Annotated in this window: 18 protein-coding genes and 1 pseudogene; 15 read left to right on the top strand and 4 right to left on the bottom strand. The window is 67.2% G+C overall.

Translation table 11 applies throughout. The features are described from left to right. Positions 1–7 precede the first annotated feature (7 nt). The 10 genes and pseudogenes from rseP (at position 8) to ABE424_RS02120 (ending at position 14,256) form a co-directional block, all read left to right on the top strand. Complete coding sequence (gene rseP, locus ABE424_RS02165) at positions 8–1,366, top strand: RIP metalloprotease RseP (RefSeq protein WP_346492269.1); 1,359 nt, start codon at positions 8–10, stop codon at positions 1,364–1,366. Between the two features lie 73 nt (positions 1,367–1,439). Next, on the top strand, positions 1,440–3,806 hold the full coding sequence (bamA, locus tag ABE424_RS02160) for an outer membrane protein assembly factor BamA (protein WP_346492268.1): 2,367 nt from the start codon (positions 1,440–1,442) through the stop codon (positions 3,804–3,806). Between the two features lie 504 nt (positions 3,807–4,310). After that, complete coding sequence (gene lpxD, locus ABE424_RS02155) at positions 4,311–5,333, top strand: UDP-3-O-(3-hydroxymyristoyl)glucosamine N-acyltransferase (RefSeq protein ID WP_121041474.1); 1,023 nt, start codon at positions 4,311–4,313, stop codon at positions 5,331–5,333. Next, complete coding sequence (gene fabZ / locus ABE424_RS02150; protein ID WP_179459384.1) at positions 5,330–5,785, top strand: 3-hydroxyacyl-ACP dehydratase FabZ; 456 nt, start codon at positions 5,330–5,332, stop codon at positions 5,783–5,785. Before lpxD ends, fabZ begins: the two co-directional genes overlap by 4 nt. 19 nt (positions 5,786–5,804) lie before the next feature. After that, positions 5,805–6,596: an acyl-ACP--UDP-N-acetylglucosamine O-acyltransferase gene (gene lpxA / locus ABE424_RS02145; RefSeq protein WP_176989967.1), complete on the top strand. Its 792-nt coding sequence runs from the start codon at positions 5,805–5,807 to the stop codon at positions 6,594–6,596. A 104-nt stretch (positions 6,597–6,700) separates the two neighbouring features. Beyond that, positions 6,701–7,873, top strand: a pseudogene (lpxB, locus tag ABE424_RS02140) (lipid-A-disaccharide synthase); the annotation flags it as partial. Then, a complete protein-coding gene (locus ABE424_RS02135; RefSeq protein WP_176989969.1) occupies positions 7,870–8,532 on the top strand; it encodes a ribonuclease HII in 663 nt (220 codons plus the stop codon). The pseudogene lpxB and the gene ABE424_RS02135, both read left to right, overlap by 4 nt. A gap of 163 nt (positions 8,533–8,695) precedes the next feature. Further along, entirely contained in the window at positions 8,696–12,277 is a 3,582-nt protein-coding gene (gene dnaE, locus ABE424_RS02130; protein WP_346490481.1) for a DNA polymerase III subunit alpha, read from the top strand. A gap of 33 nt (positions 12,278–12,310) precedes the next feature. Next, positions 12,311–13,183 (top strand): hypothetical protein, encoded by an 873-nt coding sequence (locus ABE424_RS02125; RefSeq protein ID WP_346492267.1) that lies wholly within the window; start codon positions 12,311–12,313, stop codon positions 13,181–13,183. A gap of 113 nt (positions 13,184–13,296) precedes the next feature. Next, positions 13,297–14,256: an acetyl-CoA carboxylase carboxyltransferase subunit alpha gene (locus ABE424_RS02120; RefSeq protein ID WP_176989972.1), complete on the top strand. Its 960-nt coding sequence runs from the start codon at positions 13,297–13,299 to the stop codon at positions 14,254–14,256. 53 nt (positions 14,257–14,309) lie between these two features. Here the strand turns inward: ABE424_RS02120 and ABE424_RS02115 are convergent, their stop codons facing one another. After that, entirely contained in the window at positions 14,310–14,765 is a 456-nt protein-coding gene (locus tag ABE424_RS02115) for a CopD family protein (protein WP_346492266.1), read from the bottom strand. Positions 14,766–14,926: 161 nt separating this feature from the next. Between ABE424_RS02115 and ABE424_RS02110 the strand changes: the two genes are divergently transcribed. Then, entirely contained in the window at positions 14,927–15,523 is a 597-nt protein-coding gene (locus ABE424_RS02110; RefSeq protein ID WP_346492265.1) for a class I SAM-dependent methyltransferase, read from the top strand. A gap of 57 nt (positions 15,524–15,580) precedes the next feature. After that, complete coding sequence (gene phaZ, locus ABE424_RS02105; protein WP_176989975.1) at positions 15,581–16,936, top strand: polyhydroxyalkanoate depolymerase; 1,356 nt, start codon at positions 15,581–15,583, stop codon at positions 16,934–16,936. Positions 16,937–17,110: 174 nt separating this feature from the next. Here the strand turns inward: phaZ and ABE424_RS02100 are convergent, their stop codons facing one another. Together ABE424_RS02100 and ABE424_RS02095 are read right to left on the bottom strand one after the other, a co-directional pair. Beyond that, positions 17,111–18,088 (bottom strand): sensor domain-containing protein, encoded by a 978-nt coding sequence (locus tag ABE424_RS02100; RefSeq protein ID WP_346492264.1) that lies wholly within the window; start codon positions 18,086–18,088, stop codon positions 17,111–17,113. Next, positions 18,085–18,450, bottom strand: a complete 366-nt coding sequence (locus ABE424_RS02095; RefSeq protein ID WP_176989977.1) for a PadR family transcriptional regulator — start codon at positions 18,448–18,450, stop codon at positions 18,085–18,087. The genes ABE424_RS02100 and ABE424_RS02095 overlap by 4 nt, the downstream gene beginning before the upstream one ends. Positions 18,451–18,599: 149 nt before the next feature. Here ABE424_RS02095 and ABE424_RS02090 point away from each other — a divergent pair, with 149 nt between their 5' ends. Continuing rightward, complete coding sequence (locus ABE424_RS02090) at positions 18,600–19,499, top strand: peptidylprolyl isomerase (protein WP_346492263.1); 900 nt, start codon at positions 18,600–18,602, stop codon at positions 19,497–19,499. 79 nt (positions 19,500–19,578) lie between these two features. Here ABE424_RS02090 and ABE424_RS02085 read toward each other — a convergent pair whose 3' ends face one another. Then, entirely contained in the window at positions 19,579–20,457 is an 879-nt protein-coding gene (locus ABE424_RS02085; RefSeq protein WP_346479487.1) for a DMT family transporter, read from the bottom strand. A 159-nt stretch (positions 20,458–20,616) separates the two neighbouring features. Between ABE424_RS02085 and ABE424_RS02080 the strand changes: the two genes are divergently transcribed. Beyond that, complete coding sequence (locus tag ABE424_RS02080; protein ID WP_346479459.1) at positions 20,617–21,567, top strand: LysR substrate-binding domain-containing protein; 951 nt, start codon at positions 20,617–20,619, stop codon at positions 21,565–21,567. 88 nt (positions 21,568–21,655) lie between these two features. After that, positions 21,656–21,949: a hypothetical protein gene (locus ABE424_RS02075; RefSeq protein WP_019184421.1), complete on the top strand. Its 294-nt coding sequence runs from the start codon at positions 21,656–21,658 to the stop codon at positions 21,947–21,949. Positions 21,950–22,039: the final 90 nt, after the last annotated feature.

The raw sequence follows: 22,039 nt of genomic DNA, 5'->3' as shown, positions 1-22,039 counted from the left end.
GATCACCATGGGTGATTTCATCGGATCCGTCTGGTGGATGATCGTCAGCCTTGGCCTGCTGGTGACCTTCCACGAGTTCGGCCATTACTGGGTCGCCCGCCGTTGCGGGATCAAGGTGCTGCGCTTCTCTGTCGGATTCGGCAAGCCGCTGTGGTCGCGCCGCAACCGCGCCGGCACCGAGTTCGCCATCGCCGCCATCCCGCTGGGCGGCTACGTGAAGATGCTGGATGAACGCGAGGTCGAGGTCCACCCTGCCGAGCGCGGCCAGGCCTTCAACCACAAGACCGTTTGGCAGCGGATCGCCGTGGTCGCCGCGGGCCCGGCCGCCAACCTGATCCTGTGCATCGCCCTGCTCTGGGCGATGTTCGTGCTCGGCAAGCAGGATTACTCGGCCACCATCGGCCGTACCACCGGCATGGCCCAGATCGCCGGGCTGCAGCCGGGCGACCGCGTGGTCAAGGTGGATGGCCGCAGCGTGGCCACCGCCGGTGAAGCCAGCATGGCGCTGACCACCGCGGCGATGGACCGTCACGATGCCAAGGTCGAGGTCCTGGACGGCCTGGACCAGGTGCAGACCCGCACCCTGCCGCTGTCGCAGCTGCCGGCCGGCTTCGATGAACGCCGTGTTCCCCAGCTGACCGGGCTGAGCTGGCAGTTCTGGCTGCAGCCGGCGCTGGTCGACAAGGTCCTGCCCGAGGCGGCCGCCCAGGGCGTGCTGCTGCCGGGCGACCTGATCGTGGCCGTGGACGGCCAGCGCATCGAAGGCGCCGACCAGGTCCCGGCGCAGATCGCCGCGCTGGGCCAGCGCGGCGGCCCCGGCATGATCGACGTCCTGCGCGGCGGCGAGCGGCTGGCGCTGGAGATCACCCCCCGCCAGGGCGTGGACGGCCGCGGCCAGCCCACCTGGCAGATCGGCATCGGCTTCCCCGAGAGCCATGCCCCGGCGTATGACGCCGAACTCAAGTTCGGGCCGTTTGCGGCGGTCCCGGTGGCCCTGCGTGAAACCGCCCGGATGGCGGGCGATTCGCTGGGCATGATGCGCCGCATCGTCACCGGCAACGCCTCGCTGCAGAACATCTCCGGCCCGGTCACCATTGCCCGGGTCGCCAATGTCTCGGCCAAACGCGGCCTGGACTGGTTCCTGTATTTCCTGGCCCTGCTGTCGCTGAGCCTGTGCATCATCAACCTGTTGCCCATCCCCATCTTGGACGGCGGGCACCTGCTGTATTACCTTATCGAGTTGGTCAAGGGCAGCCCGCTGAGCGAGCGCGCCATGGCTGCCGGGCAGTATGTGGGCCTGGCGCTGCTGGCCGGGCTGATGGGATTGGCGTTCTACAACGACATCCTCGGCCTGGTCCCGCGATGAACTTTTTTCCTTTTGTCGTCGTCTTATGCGCCGGCATCCCGCAATGTTGAAATCGACTCCAACCGGACGTGACATGACGCGACTCCCCAATCGCCGCCTGCTGGCCCTCGCACTCGTTGCCGGTTTCGGCGCGCCCGCCCTGGCGCAGGCAGCCGAGCCCTTCACCGTCAGCGACATCCGCGTGGATGGTCTGCAGCGCATCACCTCCGGTACCGTGTTCACCTACCTGCCGGTGGAACGTGGCGACACCATCACCGACAACAAGGTCGGTGAAACCATCCGTGCGCTGTACAAGACCGGCTTCTTCGAAGACGTCCAGCTCAACCGCCAGGGCGACATCCTCGTGGTCACGGTCAAGGAACGCCCGGCGATCAACAAGTTGACCGTCACCGGCAACAAGGACATCAAGAGCGACCAGCTGCTCAAGGGCCTGAGCGACATCGGCCTGACCGAGGGCGGCACCTTCGATCGCCTGAGCCTGGACCGCGTGACCCAGGAACTGCGCCGCCAGTACAACGACCGTGGCAAGTACAACGTGGACATCACCCCGACGGTGAGCCCGCTGGACCGCAACCGCGTCGACATCGCCATCGCGATCAAGGAAGGCAAGGCCGCCAAGATCCAGCACGTCAACCTGGTCGGCACCGAGAAGTTCCCGGCCAAGGACATCCTGGAAACCTGGGAATCCAAGGAGCACAACTGGGCTTCGTGGTACCGCCGCGATGACCAGTACTCCAAGGAAAAGCTGTCCGGCGACCTGGAAAAGCTCAACGGCTGGTACCTGGACCGCGGCTACGTGGATTTCAGCATCGACTCCACCCAGGTCTCGATCAGTCCCGACAAGCGCGACATGTTCATCACCGCCGGCGTGACCGAGGGTGAGCAGTACAAGATCTCCGAGATCAAGGTCACCGGCGACACCATCCTCCCGCAGGAAGATGTCGAGCGCATGGTGATCCAGAAGTCCGGCGACACGTTCTCGCGTGCGCTGCTGGAATTCAGCTCGGACCAGATCACCAATTCGCTGTCCAACATCGGCTACGCGTTCGCCAAGGTGAACCCGATCCCGACCAGCAACCGTGCCGACCGCACGGTGGCCATCAACATGCAGGTCGTTCCCGGCCCGCGCGTGTCGGTGCGCCGCATCACCTTCAAGGGCAACACCCGCACCTCCGACGAAGTGCTGCGTCGTGAAATGCGCCAGTTCGAGAACAGCTGGTACTCGCAGGCCGCGATCGACCGTTCCAAGATCCGTCTGCAGCGCTTGGGCTACTTCGAGTCGGTGGACGTGGAAACGCCGCCGGTCACCGGCAGCAACGACCAGGTCGACGTGGTCTACAACGTCAAGGAAACCACCTCGGGCAGCTTCGTGTTCGGCCTGGGCTACTCGCAGTCCTACGGCATGACCACCTCGGTGCAGCTGTCGCAGAACAACTTCCTCGGCGGCGGCAACCGCGTGTCGGTCGAAGCGTCGCGCAGCAGCTACCTGCAGCGTTACGGCTTCTCCTACACCAACCCGTACTTCACCGATGACGGCGTCTCGCTGGGCTACAACCTGTCCTGGCGCGAACTGGATTATTCCGACTTCAACACCGCGCAGTACAACAGCACCAACGGTGCCGCGCAGGTGGTGTTCGGCGTGCCGATCACCGAGAACGACACCGTCTCGCTGATGGTGGGCATCGACAGCAACCAGATCACGACCTATCCGGGCTCAACCCCGCAGGCGATCATCGATTACATCAACGTGATCGGCAGCAAGACCTTCCATTCCTGGCGCACCGAACTGGGCTGGGCGCGCGACACCCGCAACGACTACTTCATGCCGACCCGTGGTACCTACCAGCGCGTCGGCCTGGAAACCACGCTGCCGGGTTCGACCATCGAGTACTACAAGCTGAACTACCAGTTCTCCAAGTACTGGCCGATCATCCCGCAGCTGGTCATCAACACGCGTGCCGAGGTCGGCTATGGCGACAGCTACGGCGATGACAAGACCGCGATGGTGCCGGACAAGGACGGCAACCTGCGCTCGGTCACCGCGACGGGCCTGCCGTTCTACGAGAACTTCTACGCTGGTGGCACCAACTCGGTGCGTGGTTTCGAGGACAACACCCTCGGGCCGCGTTCGGAACCAACCAGCAGCTACAGCCGCGGCCAGCCGCTGGGTGGCTCGCTGAAGACCGTCGGTTCGGTTGAAGCCTACTTCCCGCGCCTGTTCGACAGCCCGTCGGCCCGCATCTCGGCCTTCGTGGACTTCGGCAACGTCTACACCGGCGTGGACAACTTCAAGGCCAACGAACTGCGCGTCTCCACCGGTGTGGCCCTGCTGTGGCGCGCCCCGGTCGGCCCGATCTCGATCAGCTACGCCTTCCCGCTCAAGAAGGAAGATGGCGACGAAGTCGAGCGCCTGCAATTTACGTTTGGCGGCCAATTCTGAGAATTGACCACCAAACGTACCCAAGGTTTGCGTCGCAAACCTCGGGGCCTGTCCTGCCTCCTTAACCCCGCGCCTGTCGGCGCGCCCCCTTCAACAAGAAGGGGGCTCTCCACCAGACGCGGTACGCATTCGCCGGGCATTGCCCGGCGTTTTCGTTTTGGGATTGGGACCGATTGGGGGAAGGCTTTTAGCTTCGGGTTGGTGCCGACCGTTGGTCGCCACGAACGTCCGGGATCATTGCGAGCCGGCCAGCGGCCGGCACTACCCTGCCGCGCGCGCTGAACCATCGGGGGTCGTGGCGGGTAGCCCTGGCCAGGACCGTTGGGCCGCATGGATGCGGCCCACGAGCCCCCATGGATGGGTTTACGGCGCGTCCAGGATCGGGCTGCCCGCCACGGACCCGCGCGATAGCCCCGGATGCGCCACGCCGCAGCAAACCGACCAAGACACCCCAAAGCCCCCGCCCCGCATGACCGTTTCGGCAGCACACGGTAAACTCCCCCGGTGAACACTCCTACCTATACCGCCCAGCAACTCGCCGAGCAGTTTGGCCTGCAGGTCCATGGTGATGGCAGCACTGCCATCCATGGCGTGGCTACGCTCGCCCATGCCGGCCCCGGCCAGCTCACCTTCCTGGCCAACCCGCGCTACCGCGCGCAGCTGGCCGACAGCCAGGCCGCGATCGTCGTGCTGCGCGCCGAGGATGCCGAGGCCGCGCCGGGCGCCGCCCTGGTCGCCAAGGACCCGTACACCACGTTCGCCAAGATTGCCGCCCTGTTCGACATCGCACCGCCGCGCGCCCCGGGCATCCACCCCAGCGCCTGCATCGATCCGGACGCACAGGTCGCCGCCAGCGCCCACATCGGCCCGTTCGTGACCATCGGCGCCCGCAGCGTCGTCGGTGAGAACTGCATCGTCGGTCCCGGCAGCATCATCGGTGAAGACTGCACCCTCGAGAACGGCTGCGAACTGATCGCCCGCGTAACCCTGGTCACCCGCGTCAAGCTCGGCAAGCGCGTGCGTATCCATCCGGGCGCCGTGCTCGGTGCCGACGGCTTCGGCCTGGCCATGGATGCCGGCCACTGGATCAAGGTGCCCCAGCTCGGCGGCGTGCGCATCGGCGACGACTGCGAGATCGGCGCCAACACCTGCGTCGACCGTGGCGCGCTGGAAGATACCGTCCTCGAAAACGACGTGCGCCTGGACAACCTCGTGCAGGTCGCCCACAACGTACAGATCGGCGCCCACTCGGCCATCGCCGGCTGCACCGGCATCGCCGGCAGCGCCAAGATCGGCCGCTACTGCCTGCTCGGCGGTGCCGTCGGCGTCGTCGGCCACCTCGAAATCTGCGACAAGGTCGTCATCACCGGGAAGTCGGTGGTGCGCAACTCCATTCATGAGCCGGGCGAGTACTCCTCCGGCACCCCACTGACCGACAACCGCACGTGGCGTAAAAACGCCGCGCGCTTCAAGCAGCTCGATGCGCTCGCCCGGCGCATCCTGTCTGTGAGCAAGGAGAAGGAATGAGCAACAACCAGAATCTGCCGGACATCAACCTGATCCAGCAGTTGATCCCGCACCGCTATCCGTTCCTGCTGGTGGACAAGGTGATCTCGCTCGATTTCGAGAACCGGAAGATCGTCGCCACCAAGAACGTCAGCATCAACGAGCCGTTCTTCCAGGGCCACTTCCCGGGCCAGCCGATCATGCCCGGCGTGCTGATCATCGAAGCCATGGCGCAGGCCGGCGGCGTGCTGACCCAGCTCACCCTGGGCCGCGATGCGCAGTCCAAGCTGTTCTACATGGTCAAGGTCGACAAGGCCCGCTTCAGCAAGCAGGTCGTGCCCGGCGACGTGCTGGAGATGCACGTGGAAATCAAGCGCGTGATCCGCAACATGGCGGTGTACGACTGCGTGGCCAAGGTCGATGGCGAGATCGTCGCCTGCGCCGAAGTGCTGTGCGCCGGCACCCGCGAATGATCCAGGCAGGAGAACTGCAATGAGCGACAACGCCCCTCTCATCCACCCCACCGCGGTCATCGACCCGTCGGCGACGCTGGCTGCGGATGTGCGCGTGGGTGCGTTCTGCCTGATCGGCGCGGACGTGGAGATCGGTGCCGGCACCGAGATCGGTCCGCACTGCTCGATCCATGGCCCGACCCGGATCGGCCGCAACAATCGTTTCATCGGCCATGCCGCGATCGGTGGCGAGCCGCAGGACAAGAAGTACAAAGGCGAGCGCACCGAACTGGTGATCGGCGATGACAACGTCATCCGCGAGTTCGTCACCATCAACCGCGGCACCGTCGGTGGCGGCGGCGTCACCACGGTCGGCAACGACAACTGGATGCTGGCCTACACCCACGTCGCGCACGACTGCCACGTCGGCGACCACTGCGTGTTCTCCAACAACACCACGCTGGCCGGCCACGTCACCGTCGGCGACTACGTGATCATCAGCGGCTTCGCCGGTGCCCACCAGTTCTGCCGCATCGGCGCCCACGCTTTCCTCGGCATGGGTGCACTGACCAATGGCGACGTTCCGCCGTTCACCATGGTCGGCAGCGACACCCTGGGCCGCCCGCGCGGGATCAACAGCGAAGGCCTCAAGCGCCGCGGCTTCGATGCCGAGCGCATCGCCAGCATCAAGCGCGCCTACCGCACCCTGTACGTGGCCGGCCTGCCGCTGGCCGAGGCCAAGGTCCAGCTGGCCGAACAGGCCACCCACAGCGCCGACGTGAAGGACCTGCTGGACTTCATCGAAAGCGCCGAGAGGCCCCTGCTGCGATGACGGGTCCAGGCGGGCACACCCCGGGCATCACGACCGCCGAGATCATTCCGCTTGCCGCGATGGCGACCAGCGTCGAACAGACGCTGGCCGTGCGCACCTCCGACCGGCCGGTGCGGATCGCCCTGGTCGCCGGTGAAGCCTCCGGCGACCTGCTCGGTGCCGGCCTGGTCCGCGAACTGCGCCTGCGCTTCCCCAATGCCGAGTTCGCCGGCATCGGCGGCGATGCCATGCGCAGCGCCGGCTGCCAGACCTGGTTCGACGCCAGCGAACTGGCGGTGATGGGGCTGACCGAAATCCTCCGCCACCTGCCGCGCCTGCTCAAACTGCGTCGCGAGTTCCGCGCGCGTGCCCTCGCGTGGCAGCCGGATGTGTTCATCGGCATCGACGCACCCGACTTCAACCTCGGCGTGGAGCGCTGGCTGAAGGAACGCGGCATCCGCACCGTCCACTACGTCAGCCCCTCGGTCTGGGCCTGGCGCGAAAAGCGTGCCGAGAAGATCGGTGCCAGCGCCGACCTGGTGCTGTGCCTGTTCCCGATGGAGCCGCCGATCTACGCCCGGCACGGCGTCGATGCCCGCTTCGTCGGCCACCCGATGGCCGATGACATCGCCCTGCACAGCGACCGCGAAGAAGCGCGTGCCGAGCTCGGCCTGCCCTCCAACGCGAAGGTGCTGGCGGTACTGCCCGGCAGCCGCCTGGGGGAAATCAGCAAGCTCGGCGAACCGTTCTTCGAAGCCGCCTGGCAGGTTTCCGAACGCATCCCCGGCCTGCACGTGGTGGTCCCGGCCGCCAACGCCGCCTGCCGCCAGCTGATCAGCGAACAGCTCTCCGCCTCGGCCCTGCCGGTCGCCCACTCGCACCTGCTCGACGGCAACGCGCGTACCGCGATGATCGCCGCCGACGTGGTCGTGCTCGCCTCGGGCACCGCCACGCTGGAGACCATGCTGGTCAAACGCCCGATGGTGGTCGGCTACCGCGTCGCCGAACTGACCTACCGCATCGTCAAGGCGCTGGGCCTGCTCAAGGTCGACCGCTTCGCCCTGCCCAACATCCTGGCCGGCAAGGACCTTGCCCCGGAACTGATGCAGCACGACTGCACCCCGGACAAACTGGCCGCCGCCATCCTGCAGTGGTTCGATCACCCGCAGCGCGTGATCGATCTGCAGGGCACCTACGAGCGCCTGCACCTGCAGCTGCGCCGCGATGCCTCCGCACGCGCCGCCGATGCCGTCACCGACCTGCTCGAACGCGGCCCCCACCGCAACCGCGCCGCATGAGCCGCCGTCACGCCGCAGCCGCCTCGCTGGCCCTGTTCGACGGCGCTGCCCTGGCCACCGTCGCCCCGCGCTACGTCGCCGGCGTCGATGAAGCCGGCCGCGGCCCGCTGGCCGGCCCGGTCGCGGTCGCCGCCGTGGTGTTCTGCCCCGACCGACCGCGCCTCAACGGCCTGGACGACTCCAAGCAGCTCACTGCCGCCCGCCGCGACCAGCTCTACGACAGGATTCTCGACCGTGCCCTGGCCTGGCACGTGGTGATGGTGGACGTCGGCGAAATCGACGCGCTCAACATCTACCAGGCCACGATGCTCGGCATGCGCCGCGCCGTCGAAGGCGTCGCCCACGTCGCCCAGTTCGCCCGCATCGACGGCAACGTCGTCCCCAAGGGCCTGCCCTGCCCGGCCCAGGCGCTGATCGGCGGCGATGCCCTCGACCGCGCCATCATGGCCGCCTCGATCCTCGCCAAGGTCAGCCGCGACCGCTTCATGCAGTCGCTGCACGATACGCACCCCGAGTACGGCTTCGACCAGCACAAGGGCTACGGCACCCCCGCGCACCTCGCGGCCCTGCGCAGCCACGGCCCCTGCCCCCAGCACCGCCGCAGCTTCGCCCCCGTGCGCGCGTGCCTGGACGCCGACCGCAGCAGCGTTCCCGCCTGAGTGATGCCGTTGCCGGGCACCGCCCGGCACGGCCCCCAGCGCAGGACGGCTGCGACGGGAAACCTGAACCCCACCGCCAGCCCGCGCCCCCGCAACACCCCTGTCAAGCCTTGTTCGCGTGCACCGCCACGGCTACCCTGACCGGGCATCACATTGGTTCGGCATGTCCACTTCCCGTTTCGTACATCTCCACGTCCACACCGAATTTTCGCTGGCGGATTCGACCATCCGTGTCCCGGCGAAGCCGGATCAGGCTGACCCGAAGAAAGCCAAGCAGGCCAACCTGCTCAGCCGCGCGGTCGAACTGAAACTGCCTGCCCTGGCCGTGACGGACCTCAACAACCTGTTCGCGCTGGTCAAGTTCTACAAAGCCGCCGAAACCGTGGGCATCAAGCCCATCGCGGGCGCCGACATCATGATCGCCGAAGAAGGCATGACGCCCTGGCGCATGACCCTGCTCTGCCGCGACCGCGAAGGCTACCTCAGCCTCTCCAGGCTGCTCACCCGCGCCTGGATGGAAGGCCACCGCCCCGAAGGCGGCGTCGCCGTCCACCCGGACTGGCTCAAAGCCGGTTGCCACAACCTGTTCGCACTGGCCGGGCGTGACAGCCTCGCCGGCCGCCTCGCCGGCGACGGCCGCCACGACCTGGCCGAGCAACAGCTCGCCGACTGGCAGCGCGTGTTCGGCGATGGCCTGCACCTGGAGCTGACCCGTACCGGCCGTGACGGCGAAGAAGCCTTCAACCAGTTCGCCCTGCAGGCCGCCGGCCAGCGCGGCCTGCCGGTGATCGCCAGCAACGACGTGCGTTTCCTGCAGCCGGAAGACTTCAACGCGCACGAAGCGCGCGTGTGCATTTCCTCCGGCCGCGTGCTGGACGATCCCAAGCGTCCGCGCGACTACAGCGACCAGCAGTACCTCAAGTCCGCCGAGGACATGTGCGCGCTGTTCGCCGACATCCCCGACGCGATCGACAACACGCTCGCGCTGGCCGAACGCTGCAACATCGAAATGCGCCTGGGCACGTACTTCCTGCCCAACTATCCGGTGCCCGAGGACGAAACCCTCGACAGCTGGATCTGCAGCGAATCGCGCAAGGGCCTGGAAGCACGCCTCGAAAAGAACCCGCTGGCACCGGGCAAGACCCGCGCCGATTATTTCGAGCGCCTCGAATTCGAACTGGCGACCATCATCAAGATGGGGTTCCCCGGTTACTTCCTGATCGTGGCCGACTTCATCCAGTGGGGGAAGAACCAGGGCATTCCGATTGGTCCCGGCCGTGGTTCCGGTGCCGGTTCGCTGGTCGCCTGGGCGCTGCAGATCACCGATCTGGATCCGATCCCGTACAACCTGCTGTTCGAGCGGTTCCTCAACCCCGAACGCGTGTCGATGCCCGACTTCGACATCGACTTCTGCATGGACCGCCGCGACGAAGTCATCGACTACGTCGCGCGTAAATACGGACGCGACCGCGTCAGCCAGATCATCACCTACGGCACCATGGCGGCCAAGGCCGTGGTGCGCGATTCCGGCCGCGTGCTGGGCTTCCCGTACGGCCTGGTCGACGGCGTTTCCAAGCTGATCCCCAACATCCTGGGCATCTCGCTCAAGGATGCGATGGGCGAAGGCAAGGATTCGGAGATGGCCTCGCCGGAGCTGATCCAGCGCTACCAGAACGAAGACGACGTCCGCGACCTGATCGACCTGGCGCGCCAGCTCGAAGACCTCACCCGCAACGCCGGCAAGCACGCCGGTGGCGTGGTGATCGCGCCGGAACCGCTGGCCGAATTCTGCCCGCTGTTCGCCGAACATGACGAAGGCGGCCGCGGCCGCAACCCGGTCACCCAGTTCGACAAGAACGACGTCGAAGAAATCGGCCTGGTGAAGTTCGACTTCCTCGGCCTGCGCACGCTGACCATCATCGACTGGGCGGTCAAGGCGATCAACAAGCGCCATGAGCGCGCCGGCATCCCGCCGGTGGACATCACCGCGCTGCCGCTGGATGACGTGCCCACCTACAAGGACATCTTCGCCAACGGCAACACCGGTGCGGTGTTCCAGTTCGAATCCTCGGGCATGCGCCGCCTGCTGAAAGACGCGCGCCCCGACCGCTTCGAAGACCTCATCGCGCTGGTGTCGCTGTACCGCCCCGGCCCGATGGACCTGATTCCCTCCTTCAACGCGCGTAAGCACGGGCAGGAAGAAATCATCTACCCCGATCCGCGCACCGAAGCGATCCTGAAAGACACCTACGGCATCATGGTGTACCAGGAGCAGGTGATGCAGATGGCGCAGATCGTCGGCGGCTACTCGCTGGGCGGCGCCGATCTGCTGCGTCGTGCGATGGGCAAGAAGGTGCCGGCCGAAATGGCCAAGCACCGCGAGATCTTCCGCGAAGGCGCGGCCAAGGACGGCGTCGTCGAAGCCAAGGCCGACGCGATCTTCGACCTGATGGAGAAGTTCGCCGGCTACGGCTTCAACAAGTCGCACGCTGCTGCCTACGCGCTGGTCAGCTATCAGACCGCATGGCTCAAGCGCCATTACCCGGCCGAGTTCATGGCCGCGACGCTGTCCTCGGACATGGACAACACCGACAAGGTGGTCGGCTTCCTCGCCGAAGTGCGCAACCTCGGCCTGACCGTGCTGCCACCGCGCGTGAATGAATCCGCGTACATGTTCGAAGCCTCCAGCGCCGACACCATCGTGTACGGCCTGGGCGCGATCAAGGGCGTCGGCCAGGGCGCCTGCGAAGCGATCGTGGAAGAACGCCAGCGTGGCGGCCGTTATGCGTCGCTGCTGGATTTCTGCATGCGCGCCGAATCCGGCAAGCTCAACCGCCGCACGCTGGAAGCGATGATCAACTGCGGCGCGATGGACGGGCTCGGCAAGAACCGCGCCTCGCTGATGCTGCAGCTGCCCGAAGTACTCAAGGCCACGGACCAGATGGCGCGCGAGAAGGCCTCCGGCCAGAACTCGCTGTTCGGCGCACCCGATCCGGTCAGCACGGCGATGCAGCTGGAGCTGCCCGAAGCCAAGGAGTGGGCGCTGGGCCAGCTGCTGGAAGGCGAGCGCGAAACGCTGGGCTTCTACCTCAGTGGCCATCCGTTCGATCCCTACGCCGATGACGTCAAGGAACTGGTCGGTACCGACCTGGGCAAGCTGGAGAAGTTGATCCCGCCGGCACGTCCGAGCAAGGACGGCGAGAAGCGCGCCTGGCGCCAGGAAACCCCGGTGATCCTCGCCGGCCTGGTGGTCGGCGTGCGCCGCAAGGGCGAAAGCCAGATCTTCATGCAGCTCGAAGACGGCAAGGGTCGCGTCGAATGCAGCGCCTTCACCGATGGCCTGGCCGAGTTCGGCCACCTGATGACCAAGGACCGCATCCTGGTGGTCAAGGGCGGCCTGCGCGAAGACGAGTTCAACGGCGGCTACGCGCTGCGCATCCGCCAGGTCTGGGATTACGAAGACATCTGCGCGAACTACGCCACGCGCCTGTCGCTGCGGGTGGACCTGCGCCAGGACGGCGCGGTGTGGAACCGCATCAACGCCCTGCTCGACCGGCATCGCCCGGGCCGCACGCCGCTGCGCCTGGACCTGCTGCTCGGCTCGGAGCAGGGCCCGGTGGCCGGCATGCTCGACGTCGCCGGCGAGATCGCCGTGCGCGTGGACAGCCAACTGGTCGACGCCCTGCGCGCCGATCCCGCGGTACGCACGGTGAAGGTGCGCTACAGCCCGCCGTGGGCGAACTGATCCTTTTTTCTGTTGCAACACAGGTGTTTTGTTTTGATCAAGCGTTTTGCCGTGCTGCTGAGTGCAGCCGTCGCCATCACCGGCTGCTCCGGCCCCGCCCAGACCTTCGAGATCGACAACCCGGGCGCCACGCCACTGACCCTGCGCATCGATGGCAATGAACTGCCGATCGCCGCGCACGCCTCGCGGCCGGTCAAGCTGAAGCCGGGTGAACATCATCTGCAGACCGAACAGCTGGGCGACGTGCGTTTCATCGTCTACGCCAGCGGCAAGGGCGGGTTGATCAACCCGACCCTGGCCGAGTACGTGATCGCCAACGAGATCTACGTCACCGGCGAGGACAAGCTGCAGCACTTCGGCAGCCTGAAGAACCAGATCGCGCTGGGCGGCGTGACCTTCGAAGGGCCGTACCAGGCCACCCACGACCTGTTCATCGACCAGGCCTGGAGCTTCGGCGTCCGCGAGCCGTTCCCCGAGGTCCAGACCGTGTCCCACGTGGACGCCAGCGGCGGCCGGATCAACGCGAAGATCTTCACCGCCCCGGATTTCATCGCTTACGTCGAAGCAGGCATGGGCCAGCCGGGCGCTTACGCGCGCCAGCAGCCCAAGGGCTACGCTGCCCCTGTCTACACACTGGACGCCGCGCCGACCGCCCTGCCCGCGCTGGATCCGGCCTTCGAAGCCCATGCCGGCCCACTGCGCGAGCTGTACAGCCGTTACCTGCAGGCCACCACCGCCGATGCGCAGCTGCAGCTCCAGCAGGAGGCCTTCCAGGCCCAGATGGCGTTCACCGCCGCGACCGCCACGCTGGGCTCCGGCCTGTCCAAGGAGGCGAACGAGGGCTACAACACCTTCGTGCGGACCCGCAGCACGCTGATGGGCAGCGCGGCGCTGGTCGTCCCCTGACCTGACTGGCGCCCTTGGCCCCGCTGCGCTACCGTCGGTTTCCAGACGACGGCGTACGGGGCTTTTCGGCGCATTCGGCTACACTTTCCCTCTTTTCTTCACGACGGTTTCCGATGAATCCGAACTACCTCGACTTCGAGCAACCCATCGCTGATCTGGAGGCGAAGATCCAGGAACTGCGCAGCGCCAGCGCCGGACCTGCGGTCAATGTCGAGGCCGAGGTCAATGCCCTGCAGGACAAGCTGCGGGTGCGCACCGCGCAGATCTTCCGCAACCTGACCTCCTGGCAGGTGCTGCAGCTGGCCCGGCATCCGTCCCGCCCGTACACCGAGGACTACATCCGCATCATCTGCGATGAGTTCCAGGAACTGGCCGGCGACCGCGCCTTCGCCGACGACAAGGCGATCATCGGCGGCCTGGCCCGCATCGGTGGCCGCTCGGTGATGCTGATCGGCCATCAGAAGGGCCGCGACACCAAGGAAAAGATCAGGCGCAACTTCGGCATGCCCAAGCCGGAGGGCTACCGCAAGGCGCTGCGCCTGATGAAGATGGCCGAACGCTTCGGCCTGCCGGTGCTGACCCTGATCGATACCGCCGGCGCCTGGCCGGGCATCGACGCCGAATCGCGCGGCCAGTCCGAAGCGATCGCGCGCAACCTGATGGAAATGGCCGAACTGAAGGTGCCGGTGGTCTGCACCGTGATCGGTGAAGGCGGCTCGGGCGGCGCACTGGCACTGGGCGTGGGCGACCGCACCGTGATGCTGGAATACAGCGTGTACTCGACCATCAGCCCGGAAGGCTGCGCCTCGATCCTGTGGAAGGACCCGGCCAAGGCCAAGGACGCCGCCGAACAGCTCGGCCTGACCGCCCCGCGCCTGAAGAGCCTGGGCCTGGTCGACAAGGTCCTGCGTGAGCCGACCGGTGGCGCCCACCGCAATCCCAACCAGATGGCCAAGCGCCTCAAGGCCGTGCTGCTCAACGAGCTGGACGTGCTGGAGAAGCTGCCGGTCGATGAGCTGCTGCAGAAGCGTTACGAGCGCCTGCGCAGCTACGGGACCTACGAAACAGCCTGATCGGGCTGCGGCGCAGACGAAGAAGCCGGACGCGCAAGCGCCCGGCTTTTTTTTCAGAACGGCTTGGCGAGGACCAGCCAGACCACGCCGATGAACAGCACCAGCGGCAGTTCGTTGAACCAGCGCAGCGCGCGCGAGGACGGCAGCACCCTGCCCTTGACCGCGCCTTTCAGCAGCCGCCCGGTCCACGAGTAGTACACCAGCAGCAGCACCACCAGGCCGAGCTTGGCATGCAGCCAGCCCGCCGCGCCGGGGGCGACCATGGTCGGGAAATCCGGAATCACGCGGTAGCCCAGCCACAGCACCAGGCCCAGGATCAGCGCGAGGCCGAACATCATGTGGCCGAACCGGTACAGGCGCAGGCCCATCAGCTGCAGCCGCTCGGTCACCGGCAGCTGGCCGGCGGTCTCGCTGAGGTTGACCAGGATCCGCGGCAGGTAGAACACCGCCGCCATCCACGCCACCACGAACAGCAGATGGAAGGTTTTGACCCAGTAGTAACTCTGCATGCGCTTGCTCCCGCGGCTGGCGTAGGTTGGCCGCCATTCTCGCACGCCCGGTAGAGACACCCCACGGGTGGCTGACGCGACCCATCGCCACACCCCAACGACGCATCCACGCGCGTCACGCCGTACGATAGGCGCCGCTTCCACCCACGTGCACATCCTCCATGGACAAGACCTACGACGCCGCCTACTTCCAGCGCTGGTACCAGCCTGACCAGACCGGTGGCGCCGCGCGCCTCGCCCGCAAGGTGGCGCTCGCGGTGGCCAGTGCCGAGTACTATCTGGAACGGCCGATCCGCAGCGTGCTCGATATCGGCTGCGGCGAAGGTGCCTGGCGTGCCCCGCTGCTCAAGCTGCGGCCGCGCGTGCAATACCTGGGGTTCGACAGCAGCGATTACGCGGTCCACCGCTACGGCCGCAGCCGCAACCTGCACCCGGCCAGGGTCGGCGATTTCGCGTGGCTGCGCCCGTGCGCGCCGGTCGATCTGCTGATCTGCTCCGACGTGATGCATTACGTGCCCAGCCGCGAGCTGCGCCCGGCGCTGGAGGGCTTCGCCGAACTGACCGCCGGCGTTGCCTTCCTGGAGGCGTTCACCGCCGAGGACGACTTCGACGGGGATCACGAGGGCTTCCAGGCGCGGCCGGCCCGCTGGTACCGCAGCCAGCTCAAGCGCGTCGGCTTCACCGCGCTGGGCTCGCACTGCTGGCTGTCACCGGCGCTGGCCGGCCATGCGGCCGCGCTGGAACGCGGCGCACCGTGAGTCTCCATAACAACTGAGACAGGACCCGCATTAACGCGCCCGCGCCACGGGTACGCTATGCTGCGCGGCAACATAAGACCATACATATTGGACGTCATGCTATATCAGCTGCATGAGTTGACCCGCAACCTGCTCGCCCCGTGGGTGCACCAGGCCCAGGCCAACGCGAAGTTCTTCGCCAATCAAGGTCATTGGTGGTCACAGATGCCCGGCGCGGATCGCCTGGCCGCTGTGAACGAGCTGTTCCACCGCATCGGCAAGGATTACGAGAAGCCCGAGTGGGGCATCAACGAAATCGACGTCGAGGGCGAGCGCGTGCCGATCGTCGTCCACGAAGAGATCAGCAAGCCGTTCTGCAAACTGCTGCGCTTCAAGCGCCACAGCAATGAAGCCGACCAGCTGCACACCATGCTCAACCAGCCGTTCGTGCTGGTGGTGGCGCCGTTGTCCGGTCACCACGCCACGCTGCTGCGCGATACCGTGCGCACCCTGCTCCGCGACCACCGCGTGTACGTGACCGACTGGGTCGATGCGCGAATGGTGCCGGGCAGCGAAGGCGAGTTCGGGCTGGATGACTACATCGCCTATGTGCAGGAATTCATCCGCCACCTCGGTGCGGAGAAGCTGCATGTGGTCAGCGTCTGCCAGCCGACCGTGCCGGTGCTCGCCGCGGTCTCGCTGATGGCGAGCCGTGGCGAAACCACGCCGCGTTCGCTGGTGATGATGGGTGGCCCGATCGATGCGCGCTGCAGTCCGACCGCGGTCAACAACCTGGCCACGCAGAACCCGATGTCGTGGTTCGAGAACAACGTGATCCACACCGTACCGGCCACCTTCCCGGGTGCCGGCCGCCGCGTGTATCCGGGCTTCCTGCAGCATGCGGGATTCCTGTCGATGAACCCGAGCCGCCATTTCAGTTCGCACTGGGATTTCTATGCCGACCTGGTCAAGGGCGACATGGAAGATGCCGACGCGCACCGTCGTTTCTACGACGAGTACAACGCAGTGCTCGACATGCCGGCCAAGTACTACCTCGACACCATCCGCGTGGTTTTCCAGGAGTTCCTGCTGCCGCGCGGTGAGTGGTACGTGCAGGGTGAACGCGTGGATCCTACCGCCATCACCGGCACTGCGCTGCTGAGCATCGAAGGCGAGCTGGACGACATCGCCGGGCTCGGCCAGACCGAAGCCGCGCAGGCGCTGTGCACCGGCATCCCGGCCGCGCATCGCGAACACTTCATCGTCGAAGGCGCCGGCCACTACGGTATTTTCAGCGGCCGCCGCTGGCGCGAAACGGTCTACCCGAAGGTGCGCGATTTCTTCGCCGCCCATGCGCAGACCGTGGCGAGCAAGCCGAAGAAGGCCGCGAAGATCGCGAGCAACGTCACGCCGCTGCGCCGTAAAGCGGGCTGAGCGATCCGTACCGACCAACGGTCGGTACCTGCAGCGCCGGTAGAACGCTTGACGAACGCCCCCCGACTCGGGGGGGCACGCTGTGGGTAGCGCCGACCGCTGGCCGGCTGCGCTTTCATCCAGCAGCCTGGGGAGCCGGCCAGCGGCCGGCACTACCGGATCCTCGTGTCCCGTTTACAGCCGCACCAGCAGGTGCTTGGCCATCATTCCGTGCAGGCGCCCGATGCCGCGGGCCAGGTGCAGCGTCGCGAACAGCAGCAGCACGCCGACCACCGCCAGCAGCGGTGTGATCCAGACCGGCAGCATCTGGCTGCCGTCGATGTGCAGTCCTACGTAGCTGCTGGAGAACAGCGCCGCCACCGGCGCCCAGATCAAGCCCATCGAGGTCGACAACAGCGTGGTGGCGATCGTGAAGTAGACGATGCCCAGCGGCAGCATCAGCACGAAGTAGAGCAGGGTCAGCCAGGTCCGCCCGTCAGTGAACATGTCGCCGATGCGCTGCAGCCAGCTGCGGCTGCGGTCGGAGTACGTCGGCCGGCGCGGCATGCGCTCGCCCAGCAGGGCTTCCACCAGCCGTCCTTCCAGCAGTGACAGGCCGCGCACCGAGCCGAAGAACAGCACCGCCACCGGGATGCCGATGATCAGCACCATCAGGCCTAGCGACAGCGACAGGCCGGTGACCACCCAGGTGAAGAAAAACGTGCCGGTGGCGAGCGACAGCAGCATGTAGAACAGCGCGCCATAGGTGCGGGCCTCCAGCGCGACACCGAAGAAACGGGCCAGTGCCGAGCGCGGCCTGGGCGGGGCCGGCGGAGGCACCGATTCCGCGCCGGTGCTGACCGGCGCGGCGCGTCGCAGCGGCGCCGTCCCGGCACTGGGCGTGCGCAGCGCGCGGTTCACGGTGATCTCGGTTTCGCGGTAGATCTCGGCGACTTCTTCCGGCGCACCATAGCTGCCGGCGACATCGGCGATCACCTCGGCCTCGCTGCGGCCGGGCTGGGCGGCCAGCTCCGAACGCAGGTATTCCTCGGCGTCGTACAGGGCGTCCTGCACCATCGCCGGATCGGCGTCGTGCAGCGCCGCGCGCAGCTGGGCCAGATACGCGGGAATGGTGGTCGGCAAGGCCCGACCGGCCACGGACTCGATGTTCATTCGGTTACCCCTTCCAGGACGGAATCGACGGAATCACGGGTGGCGCGCCACGCGGCGGTCCATTGCCTGAGCACTTCGTGGCCCGTGTCATTGATGCGGTAGTAGCGGCGCGGCGGACCCGCCACCGACGGTTCAACATGGCTTTCCAGCAACCCGGCCCCTTCCAGGTTGCGCAGCACCGGGTACAGCGCGCTCTGCTTGCCGCTCAGCACGCCCTCGCCGATCCGCTCCAGCTCCTTGGCGATCAGGTACCCGTACAGCGGCTCGCCGGCCTTGGCCAGGACCGCCAGCAGGGCCAGTGAGACCGTGCCGGAGCTGAGCTCTTTCTGGAACTTCTTCAGGTGGACGTCGTGGTCGCTCATGGCGGTCTCCGCTAGCGTGGAGTCCACACTAGTCCGAAGTTCGCTATAGCGGATGTGTCGTTAGTCACCGTGCCGGTGGGCATGGCCGGCTGGCCGTGGCTGGCGTGCTCGCGCACAATCGGGGCACTACCTTCCTGAACGGGTCCGCCATGTCGCCACGTCGTCCTGCCCTGCTCGCCCTCGCCCTGGCCTGCCTGCTCCCCACCCTGGCCAGCGCGGCCACGCCTTACCGCAGCCCGCAGCAGATCCTGGACGCCTCGCCGGACAGTGACTGGCGCACGCCCGACCCGGCCAACCTGCTGTACATGAACCTGCCGGCCGGCCGCGTCATCATCGAGCTGGCCCCGGCATTCGCGCCGCAGCACGTGGCCAACATCCAGACCCTTGCCCACGAGCATTTCTGGGATGGCGAGAGCATCTACCGCGCGCAGGACAATTTCGTGGTGCAGTTCGGCGATGCCGACGCCGATGATGCCGCCAAGGCAAAGCCGCTCGGCAGCGCCACGCGCAAGCTCCCGGCCGAGTTCCAGCGCGACAGCAAGGGGCTCAAGGTCAGCCTGCTGCCCGACCGTGATGGCTGGGCCGACCAGACCGGTTTCGTCGACGGCTTCCCGGTGGGCCAGGACCGCAAGGACGGCAAGACCTGGCTGGCGCATTGCTATGGCGCGCTGGGTGCCGGCCGCAACAACGAGGAAGACAGCAGCATCGGCGCCGAGCTGTACGTGGTGACCGGACAGTCACCGCGTCAGCTGGACCGCAACATCACCCTGGTCGGCCGCGTGCTGCAGGGCATGGAACTGCTCAGCGCCCTGCCGCGCGGCCCGGCGCCGATGGGCTTCTACACCGATCCGGCGCAGCGCACCGCGATCCAGTCGATCCAGCGTGCGAGCGACGTCCCGGCGGCGGAGCGCCCCAAGCTGCAGGTGCTGCGCACCGACTCCAGGACCTTCGCCGATGCGACCGAAGCACGCCGCAACCGCGTCGATGATTTCTACAAGCGCCCGGCGGGCCACATCGACCTGTGCAACATCCCGGTGCCGGTGCGCTGAGGATGAGATAACCGACGCGTCAGCGTCCGGATGCCCCGGTGGAGCCACCCCATGGGTGGCTGCACGCGGAACCGCCGGCCTATCGCTGCGATGCCGCCACGCTGCCAAGAATCAGCACACCCGCCACCACCATCGCGCCGGTCACCGGTTCGCCCAGGAACAACCAGGCGAACAGTGCGCCGAACATCGGCACCAGATAGGTCACGGTCGAGGCGCGCGCCGGGCCGATGCGGGCGATGAGGCGGTAGAACATCAGGAACGCCAGGCCGGTGCAGACCACGCCCAGGGCGATCGCGCAGGCCCAGGACAGCATCGGGATCGGGCCGGTCGGCCAGTGGGTCAGCGCCATCGGCAGCAGCAGGATCGCCGCGCAACCCAGCGTGGCGCCGGCCGAGGCCGCCGGCGGCAGGCCGGTCATGTGGCGCTTCACCAGATTGACGCCCAGGCCGTACAGCAGCGCCGCCAGTGCACCGGCCAGCACCGCCGCGCCGATGCTCAGGCCGGAGACCTTGGCGGTCGCCAGCACCACCACCCCCGCGAAGCCGACCAGCAGGGCGATCGCGCGGCGCATGCCGATCTTCTCGCCGAAGAACAGGAAGGCCATCAGGGCGGCGAACAGCACCGTCATCGCATTGCAGATCGCACCGATCGCCGCCGGGGCGCGCTGCGCGGCCCAAGCGAACAGCACGAACGGGATGGCCGAGTTGATCAGGCCGATCGGCGCCAGCCACAGCCAGCGGCGGGCCGGGAACTGCGCCCGCGCCTGCCACAGGAACGGCAGCAGCACGAGCGCGCCGAGCAGCAGCCGCACTTCCACCAGCGCGTAAGGGCCGAAGGCCGGCACGGCCACGCGCATGAACAGGAACGAGCAGCCCCAGATCGCGCCGAGCACGGTCAGCTCCAGCGGCGTGCGCCAATCGCGCTCGACCGCGCCGGCGGCCAGCGGCGCCCCGCTCATGGCCGGCCCCCCAGGCAGGGCAGACACGCGGGGCGAGCGGTAAGGGACGGCAACATGCGCGTGAATCCTGGGAGGAAGGGCGACAGCATCCGCCCGCCGTTGCACGCCCACAAGCGCGTAGTATCCGTGCAAGCCACAAATATGATTTGGGTCTCGACCATGATCCTTCGCCCTGCCCTGCTGCCCGCCCTGGGGGTGTTCGCGGTAGCCGCCCGCCACCAGAACTTCGCCCATGCCGCACAGGAACTGCACCTCACCGCCAGTGCGGTCAGCCACCACGTGCGGCGGCTGGAGGATCTGCTGGGCACGGTCCTCTTCCAGCGCCATGCGCGCGGCGTGCGGCTGACCGCCGAGGGCCGCCAGCTGGCCGATGCAGCCGCGGCGGCATTGAGCGATCTCAATGCGGTGGCCGGCAACCTGCATCCCCAGGCCGACATCGTGCCGCTGCGGGTCACCACCATCCGCTCGCTGTCGTACTGCTGGCTGATCCCGCGCCTGCCGCGTTTCACCCACCAGCATCCGCGCATGCGCATCGAGCTGCAGACCAGCACCGAGCTGGTCCGCTTCGACGAGACCGGCCCGGAGCTGGGTATCCGCTATGGGCTGGGCCAGTGGCCCGGCATGACCGCGCATCACCTGATGGACGACGAACTGTGCCCGGTCGCCTCGCCGTCCCTGGCGGGCGTCTCGACGCTGCGGGAACCGGCGCAGATCGCTGCCCTGCCGCTGCTCAGCGACATGTCACCGCAGGGCTGGCGCGACTGGTTCCGCGCTGCGGGCGTGCGCGGGCTGGATCTGCCGTCGCTGCACACCTTCAGCGACAGCACCGATGCGATGCGCGCAGCGGTGTATGGCATCGGCGCGGTGCTCGCCCGCAAACACATCGCGCAGCCCTATCTGCAGCGCTACGAACTGGTGCGCCTGCCCGGGCCTGCGCTCAAGGCACGCTACGCCTACTACGTGGTACACGCCGAGCACCGCCCGCTCAGCCCGACCGCGCAGGCGTTCATGGACTGGCTCAAGCGCGAGGCGCTGGACGAACGCACACCGCTGCCCGCGCTGCCCGACGAACTGCTGGGGTTGCCTCCTGCCGACGGCACGCACGACTGAACCGGACGGCGCGCTCGGTCGCGCGTCCTCACCCGGCCTTTTCCGTCCGCTGGCTAGGCTGGAGTCCCTTTCCCCCGAGGCTCGACCCATGGCCCTGTTGCGACTGCGAATCACCGGCACCGAAGACGATGCACGTGCCATCACCGACCTGCTGCAGAGCATCGAGGGGATCGAACACGTCGAAGAAACCGACGACCTGATGCCGCACATGGACGACGACGATTCCAGCTCGGCCGGCCTCTCCGACGACATCGGCCCCGGCACCCACGAACTGGAAGTGGAAGTCGGCAATGCACTCGGCGCCCAGCGCGTGCGCGATGCCGTGCAGGAGCTGGCGCTGGAGCTGGATGTCTTCGTCGAATACGAGCAGGACGAAGGTTGAGTCAACGGTCGTGGGGGGGGGGGGGGGGGGGGGGGGGGCCGGGGAGCGACCAACCCCCCCGCCCGCCGGGGGCGGACAGGGGCCGCCCGC

This window comes from Stenotrophomonas sp. TWI1149 (assembly GCF_039673155.1).
Taxonomy (GTDB): domain Bacteria; phylum Pseudomonadota; class Gammaproteobacteria; order Xanthomonadales; family Xanthomonadaceae; genus Stenotrophomonas; species Stenotrophomonas maltophilia_AA.
This window is presented reverse-complemented; position numbering and strand designations above follow the sequence as displayed.

Excerpts from the sequence above, each read along its gene's own strand:
- rseP (WP_346492269.1), top strand. The coding sequence starts at position 8 with ATGGGTGATTTCATCGGATCCGTCTGGTGGATGATCGTCAGCCTTGGC.
- bamA (WP_346492268.1), top strand. The coding sequence starts at position 1,440 with ATGACGCGACTCCCCAATCGCCGCCTGCTGGCCCTCGCACTCGTTGCC.
- fabZ (WP_179459384.1), top strand. The coding sequence starts at position 5,330 with ATGAGCAACAACCAGAATCTGCCGGACATCAACCTGATCCAGCAGTTG.
- lpxA (WP_176989967.1), top strand. The coding sequence starts at position 5,805 with ATGAGCGACAACGCCCCTCTCATCCACCCCACCGCGGTCATCGACCCG.
- ABE424_RS02135 (WP_176989969.1), top strand. The coding sequence starts at position 7,870 with ATGAGCCGCCGTCACGCCGCAGCCGCCTCGCTGGCCCTGTTCGACGGC.
- dnaE (WP_346490481.1), top strand. The coding sequence starts at position 8,696 with ATGTCCACTTCCCGTTTCGTACATCTCCACGTCCACACCGAATTTTCG.
- ABE424_RS02120 (WP_176989972.1), top strand. The coding sequence starts at position 13,297 with ATGAATCCGAACTACCTCGACTTCGAGCAACCCATCGCTGATCTGGAG.
- ABE424_RS02115 (WP_346492266.1), bottom strand. The coding sequence starts at position 14,765 with ATGCAGAGTTACTACTGGGTCAAAACCTTCCATCTGCTGTTCGTGGTG.
- ABE424_RS02110 (WP_346492265.1), top strand. The coding sequence starts at position 14,927 with ATGGACAAGACCTACGACGCCGCCTACTTCCAGCGCTGGTACCAGCCT.
- phaZ (WP_176989975.1), top strand. The coding sequence starts at position 15,581 with ATGCTGCGCGGCAACATAAGACCATACATATTGGACGTCATGCTATAT.
- ABE424_RS02100 (WP_346492264.1), bottom strand. The coding sequence starts at position 18,088 with ATGAACATCGAGTCCGTGGCCGGTCGGGCCTTGCCGACCACCATTCCC.
- ABE424_RS02095 (WP_176989977.1), bottom strand. The coding sequence starts at position 18,450 with ATGAGCGACCACGACGTCCACCTGAAGAAGTTCCAGAAAGAGCTCAGC.
- ABE424_RS02090 (WP_346492263.1), top strand. The coding sequence starts at position 18,600 with ATGTCGCCACGTCGTCCTGCCCTGCTCGCCCTCGCCCTGGCCTGCCTG.
- ABE424_RS02085 (WP_346479487.1), bottom strand. The coding sequence starts at position 20,457 with ATGAGCGGGGCGCCGCTGGCCGCCGGCGCGGTCGAGCGCGATTGGCGC.
- ABE424_RS02080 (WP_346479459.1), top strand. The coding sequence starts at position 20,617 with ATGATCCTTCGCCCTGCCCTGCTGCCCGCCCTGGGGGTGTTCGCGGTA.
- ABE424_RS02075 (WP_019184421.1), top strand. The coding sequence starts at position 21,656 with ATGGCCCTGTTGCGACTGCGAATCACCGGCACCGAAGACGATGCACGT.